Here is a 6047-nt window from a genome sequence, read left to right on the forward strand (position 1 = left end):
ACAGCCAGCCCCTCTTGCGGAAACAGAACCCTGCGGCTGGCTGCTATAGCCAGCCCTTCTTGCGGAAATAAAGATAGGGCAGCACGCCCGACAGGATCATCAGCGAGATCGCCAGCGGATAGCCGAAGTCCCAGTTGAGTTCTGGCATCTGCTTGAAGTTCATGCCGTAGATCGTGCCGACCAGCGTCGGCGGCATGAACACGACCGAGAGCACCGCGAAGATCTTGACGATGTTGTTCTGCTCGATGCCGATCAGGCCGAGCGTCGCATCGAGCAGGAAGGTGATCTTGTTCGACAGGGAGTCGCAGTGCTGGGTGAGCGATTCGCAGTCCCTGTTCTGGCTCTTCAGCAGCGCGCGGACGTCCTTGGACGCCCTGTTGCCCTCGACCTCCGTCGCCAGGAACAGCAGCAGACGGTTGATCGAGACGAGGCTCTCCCGCGCCTTGGAGACGAGTTCGCCCTTGGTCCCGAGCGTCTGCAGCACGTCCTGGAAGGCCTTGTCGCGGCGGCGGGCGCCCTTGCGGAAGATGTCCGTCGACACCTGCTCGATCTCCTCGCTGACCTTCTCGAGAATGTCGGCGACCCGGTCGATGACACTGTCGAGGAGCCCGGTGAGGATCGATTCCGGCGTGCCCTGCACGGTTCCCGGCTTCTGCGCCCGGTTGAGGAACAGATTGATGGGCTTGGGCGTGTCGTAGCGCACCGTGATCAGCCGGCCCGGCGCCAGGACGAAGGAGATCTGCGTCAGCTTCGGCGTACCGAGTTCGGTGTTGCACAGGGTCGTGGCGATCATGTAGCGCACGCCGTGATCGACATAGAGCCGGCTCGACGGCTCGATCTCCTGCATCTCCTCGCGTGTCGGGATCTCGATGCCGAGGCAAAGCTCAAGTGCCTTGTCCTCCGTGAGGGTCGGCTGGAACATGTCGACCCAGACGACCTCCGGCGGCACGGTTTCGGCGGTCGTCTCGACGCGGACCAGCGCCTCGTTCACCACGGCATAGGCATTCAGCATCCGGCGTCGCTCCGCATTCGGCCTGCCCGTCGGCTTAACCGCTCCGGCATGGCTTGGGAAGGCAGCCGCTGGCGTGGCGTCGTCCCGTGACGCAGCCATGACGATCGCCGCACGGGCGAGGCCAGAGGGCGGGATTGCCGGACCTGTCCGCGCTGCTTTATCGAGGCCGCATGGATCTGTCGGTCTCCTCCCAAGCCGCCGCCACCGGCTTCCTGCTCGGTCTCGGCCTCATCGTCGCCATCGGCGCGCAGAACGCCTTCGTGCTCCGCCAGGGGCTGATGCGCCGCCACGTTCTGGTGGTGACGACGCTCTGCGCGCTGTCCGACGCGCTGCTCATCCTCGTGGGGGTCGCCGGCCTCGGCGCGCTCGTCGCCCGCTCCCCCGTGCTATTGACCATTGCGACCCTCGGCGGCGCGGCCTTTCTCCTCGGCTACGGCGCGCTCGCCGCCCGGCGCGCCCTCTATCCCGCCCGTCTCACCGCGGCGCCGACGGAGCAGGCCGGCCTCGGCCGCATCGTCGCCGCCACCCTCGCCTTCACCTTCCTCAACCCGCATGTCTATCTCGACACGGTGGTGCTCGTCGGCTCCCTCTCGGCCCGCTACGAGGGCGACGTCCGGGTCGCCTTCGCCGGCGGCGCCATGACTGCCTCGTTCCTGTGGTTCTATGCGCTCGGCTTCGGGGCGCGGCTGCTCGCACCGGTCTTCGCCCGGCCTGCGGCCTGGCGGATCCTCGATGGCCTGATCGCCGTCATCATGGTCGCCATCGCCGTCTCGCTCCTCGACGCCTGGCGGGCAGGCTGACGAAAAAGGGCCGGTCACGAGGACCGGCCCGAAGTTAAGTCGTTCAGGAGAGGCATGCGGGAGGCCTGAAAGAGGCCGGCGGTGCCGGCGAATCCGTCAGTCCATGGAGGGCGGATACCGGTCGGTCCGGGGACCGGCGGCAGGCTTGCGGGCCTTGATGAAGTGCGCGGCAGCGGCGACCGCGGATATGCCGATGGTCCGGTAACGATCCTCCAGACGTTCGTGGGCCGGTCTCGGGGTGGCATTCGGGGCCGCCATGGCGGTTTTCATCATCGTCTCCATTCGTCGCGGGCGGGTTGCATGGGCCGGCCCCGACGAGGAATCAGGCTAGAGGCGGGTTGCGGCGGCTCTGGGTTGCGATCATGGAGCGATCATGGCGGTGCGGAGCCGGCTTCGCGGCGGAGCCGGTGGTCCTGACGCGACGCGTCATGGCAAAATTGCAACAGTTTCAGGGCTTTCGGTCTGTTTCACTGCCCCTTTTCGTTGACCGCGCGTCAAGCCTTCGCCACAACCATGACCGAGGCGGGAATACTCGCGCGCGCTGCTTCGGCGGCGCCGTCGCCGTCGTTTCATGAGAGGGTCGAAACATGCGGTGGGGCGTTCTCGCAATCGTGGCGCTGGCTCTGGCCGGCTGCAACAACCAGACGGTCAGCTCGAACCAGCCGATCGGCGAGCGCGATCGCACGCTGATGGCGCAGGGACCGCAGGTCGAGATGGACTATTGGCGCATGCCGCTGCGCGTGCCCTATCGCACCGCCGAGCGCCCCGGCACGATCATCGTCGAGACCTCCAGCAAGCACCTCTTCCTAGTCGAGGAGGGCGGTACCGCCATCCGCTACCAGGTGGCCGTCGGCAACGAGGCCTTCGGCTGGACCGGCACCGCCACCATCCAGCGCAAGGCCGAATGGCCCACCTGGACGCCGCCGGCGGAAATGCGCCGTCGCTCGCCCGGCCTGCCGGTCTTCATGGAGGGTGGTCCGCAGAACCCGATGGGCTCCCGCGCGCTTTATCTCTACCAGAATGGCCGCGACACCCTCTACCGCATCCACGGCACCAACTCGCCCCTGCAGATCGGCGAGGCCGTCTCCTCGGGTTGCATCCGCATGCACAACGAGCATGCCATCGACCTCTACGGCCGCGTCGGCGTCGGCACGAAGGTCATCGTCCGCTGAGTTGGCTGCACCGGCGCGAGCCGCGTGAAAGGGATCACTGCGACCGCTCCGGTCGCCGTTTTCATTGGGGTGAGCGCGTTTGCCAGGACCTGTCCGGCCTCGGGTCGTCAGCCGCTCTTGGCGGGCTTTGACGTCTTGATGGCGCCGGCCACCGCCTTCAGGCCGACCTGGCCATAGCGATCTTCGAGCTTGACGCCCTTGGGCGGGGTCGGTTGGGGCTTGAAGCCCATGGTTTCCTCCTCGGATGGATTGGCTCCATCCCTTTTGATTCCCACTTTCTTTCTACACGATGCCGGCGAAGGACCGTAGAGGGTTGCTGTGCGCTGCAGCAGCGACAATGCAGCGCGGGAGAAATCGGGCGGCGGGTCAAGGCAGGGCCCGCGTGGCGGACCTATGAACAGCAAGATGTTGAGGTTGGCCCTGTTGTCCAACGCTAGATATGGCGTCCGGTGCCGATCCGTGGCAGGCTGAACTCTCATTTCGGCAGCCCCTTGGACAGACAGGCGCGATGAAATTCTCCCGTCTGCGCATTCACGGTTTCAAGACCTTCGTCGAGCCGATCGATTTCCTGATCGAGCCGGGACTGACCGGCGTCGTCGGTCCGAACGGCTGCGGCAAGTCGAACCTGGTCGAGGCCCTGCGCTGGGTCATGGGCGAGAACTCGTTCAAGAACATGCGCGCGGCGGGCATGGACGAGGTCATCTTCTCAGGCTCGGGCAACCGTCCGGCGCGCAACACCGCCGAGGTGATGCTCACCGTCGACAATTCCCGCCGCCTCGCCCCGGCCCAGTTCAACGATCACGACGTGCTGGAGGTCTCCCGCCGGATCGAGCGCGAGGCCGGCTCGCTCTACAAGATCAACGGCCGCGAGGTCAGGGCCCGTGACGTCCAGATCCTTTTCGCCGACGCCTCGACAGGGGCGAGGTCCCCGGCCCTCGTCCGCCAGGGACAGATCGGCGAGATCATCAGTGCCAAGCCGCAGTCGCGCCGCCGCATCCTCGAGGAGGCCGCCGGCATCGCCGGCCTGCATGCGAGGCGTCACGAGGCCGAGACCCGGCTGAAGGCCGCCGAGACCAATCTCGACCGGCTCGAGACCATCCTCTCCCAGATCGAGAGCCAGCTCGACGGCCTCAAGCGCCAGGCCCGCCAGGCGGTGCGCTATCGCGGCCTCTCCGCCGAGATCCGCAGGGCGGAGGCGACCCTCGCCTATCTGAAATTCCGCGAGGCGGGCGACCTCGTCCGTGAGGCCGAGCGTCTGGTCGAGCTCGAAACCCGCATCGTCGCCGAGCGCACCACCGACCAGGCGGAAGCGGCGAAGGACCAGGCGGTGGCCGCCCACCAGCTCCCCGCCCTGCGCGATGAGGCGGCCAGGGCCGGCGCGGCGCTGCACCGGCTCGTCACCGCCCGCGACCAGCTCGACGGCGAGGAAAAACGCGCCCGTGAGCGCATGGCCGAACTCGAACGCCGGATCGCCCAGCTCGACGGCGACGTCGCCCGCGAAAAGGCGCTCGGCGCCGATGCCGAGGGTGTCATGGCGCGTCTTGCCGCGGAGGAGACCGAGCTCCGCACCACCGGCGAGGGCGCCAGATCCGCCGAGGCGGAGGCCGCAACGCAGGTCGCCGCGGCCGAAGCCGCGCTGGCCGTCGCCGAGAAGGCCTTTTCCGAGGCCACCTCGGCCCTGGCCGAGATCGTCGCCCGCCGCAACCAGCTGGAACGGTCGATCCGCGATGCCGGCGAAAGGCTGATGCGCCTCGAGGGCCAGCTCGGCGAGATCGACGCCGAGACGGTGAAGCTCGAAGCCGGGTCCGATCACGCCGCCCGCCTCGACGCGCTCCGCGGCCAGCTCGCCGATGCCGCGACGGCGCTCATTGCCGCCGAGGCCGAGGCCGTCTCCGCCGAACAGGGCCATGCGGTGGCGCGGGCCCAGGAAGGCGATGCCCGCCGGCCACTGGCCGATGCCGAACGGGTGGTGCAGCGGATCGAAACCGAGGCGCGGACCCTCGCCAAGATCCTCAACGTCGCCAACGGATCGCTGTGGCCGCCGGTGCTCGAGGCGATCTCCGTCGCCAGGGGCTTTGAGACGGCGCTGGGCGCGGCGCTCGGCGACGATCTCGACGCACCGACCGCCTCCGCCTCGCCGCAGCACTGGGCCGGAGCCAGCCGCGACGGCGACCCCGCTCTGCCCGAGGGTGTCGAGCCGCTGTCGGCCCATGTGAAGGCCCCGGCCGAACTCGCCCGGCGCATGGCCCAGATCGGCCTCGTCGCCAGGGGCGACGGCGCCCGGCTCGCCGCCCTCTTGAAGCCCGGCCAGCGCCTCGTCTCCAGGGAAGGCGACCTGTGGCGCTGGGACGGCTTCGTCGTCGCCGCCAATGCGCCGACCGCCGCGGCCCGCCGCCTCGCCGAGCGCAACCGCCTCGGCGATCTCGAAAAGGAACTGGTGACGGCGAAAGCCAGGGTCGGCGATCTCCGCAAGCTGGCCGAGGTAGCGGTCGGCGTGGTCAAGGCCTCGGCCGAGCGCGAACAGGCGGCCCGCGACGGCTGGCGCGCCGCGCAGCGCCGTGCCGATGCCCTGCGTGACCAGCTCGCCGGCGCCGAACGGGCCGCCTCCGCCGTCGTCACCCGGCTCGCCGCCCTGGTCGAGGCCCGGTCGCGGCTGCAGGCGAGCATCGACGAGGCCGTGGCCGTCAAGGCCGACGCCATCACCGCCCTGCAGGGCCTCGGGCAGACGGCGCAGCTGGAAGCCGCCCTCGCCGAGATCCGCGCCGAAGTCGCCCTCAACCGGGCGGCGCTGGCCGAGGCGCGGGCCCATGCCCAGGGCCTGGCCCGCGAGGCCGAGATGCGCATGCGCCGGATGGCCGAGATCGGCCGCGACCGCGCCGCCTGGACCGAGCGCCAGGCCAATGCCGGCCGCCAGGTCGCCGCCCTCGACCAGCGCCTCGCCGAGGCGCGGACCGAGGCGAAGAACCTGTCCGAGGCGCCCGACAATTTCGCCGTCCAGCGCCGTGAGATCATCGCCCGCATCCAGGACTGCGAGGCCGCCCAGCGCGCCGCCGCCGATGCCCT

The 6047-nt window shown here is 69.1% G+C and carries 6 protein-coding genes; 3 read left to right on the forward strand and 3 right to left on the reverse strand.

Annotation, left to right across the window (positions count from 1 at the left end; genetic code table 11):
• Window positions 1-43 precede the first annotated feature (43 nt).
• Window positions 44-1012 (reverse strand): magnesium/cobalt transporter CorA, encoded by a 969-nt coding sequence (gene corA / locus Q8O26_RS14105; protein WP_305576653.1) that lies wholly within the window; start codon window positions 1010-1012, stop codon window positions 44-46.
• A gap of 170 nt (window positions 1013-1182) precedes the next feature.
• Between corA and Q8O26_RS14110 the strand changes: the two genes are divergently transcribed.
• Complete coding sequence (locus tag Q8O26_RS14110; protein ID WP_305576655.1) at window positions 1183-1812, forward strand: LysE/ArgO family amino acid transporter; 630 nt, start codon at window positions 1183-1185, stop codon at window positions 1810-1812.
• Window positions 1813-1908: 96 nt separating this feature from the next.
• Here Q8O26_RS14110 and Q8O26_RS14115 read toward each other — a convergent pair whose 3' ends face one another.
• Window positions 1909-2082 (reverse strand): hypothetical protein, encoded by a 174-nt coding sequence (locus Q8O26_RS14115; protein ID WP_305576657.1) that lies wholly within the window; start codon window positions 2080-2082, stop codon window positions 1909-1911.
• A gap of 317 nt (window positions 2083-2399) precedes the next feature.
• On the opposite strand from Q8O26_RS14115, the gene Q8O26_RS14120 reads away from it, so the two are divergent.
• Window positions 2400-2984: a L,D-transpeptidase gene (locus Q8O26_RS14120; RefSeq protein WP_305576658.1), complete on the forward strand. Its 585-nt coding sequence runs from the start codon at window positions 2400-2402 to the stop codon at window positions 2982-2984.
• A 107-nt stretch (window positions 2985-3091) separates the two neighbouring features.
• Here Q8O26_RS14120 and Q8O26_RS14125 read toward each other — a convergent pair whose 3' ends face one another.
• The gene (locus Q8O26_RS14125) at window positions 3092-3214 is read right to left on the reverse strand and encodes a hypothetical protein (RefSeq protein WP_305576660.1); all 123 of its coding nucleotides are present in this window, start codon (window positions 3212-3214) and stop codon (window positions 3092-3094) included.
• A 278-nt stretch (window positions 3215-3492) separates the two neighbouring features.
• On the opposite strand from Q8O26_RS14125, the gene Q8O26_RS14130 reads away from it, so the two are divergent.
• Window positions 3493-6047: chromosome segregation SMC family protein (locus Q8O26_RS14130; RefSeq protein ID WP_305576662.1), on the forward strand; the 2555-nt coding region annotated here is incomplete at its 3' end.

This window comes from Phreatobacter sp., assembly GCF_030691135.1.
Classification (GTDB): domain Bacteria; phylum Pseudomonadota; class Alphaproteobacteria; order Rhizobiales; family Phreatobacteraceae; genus Phreatobacter.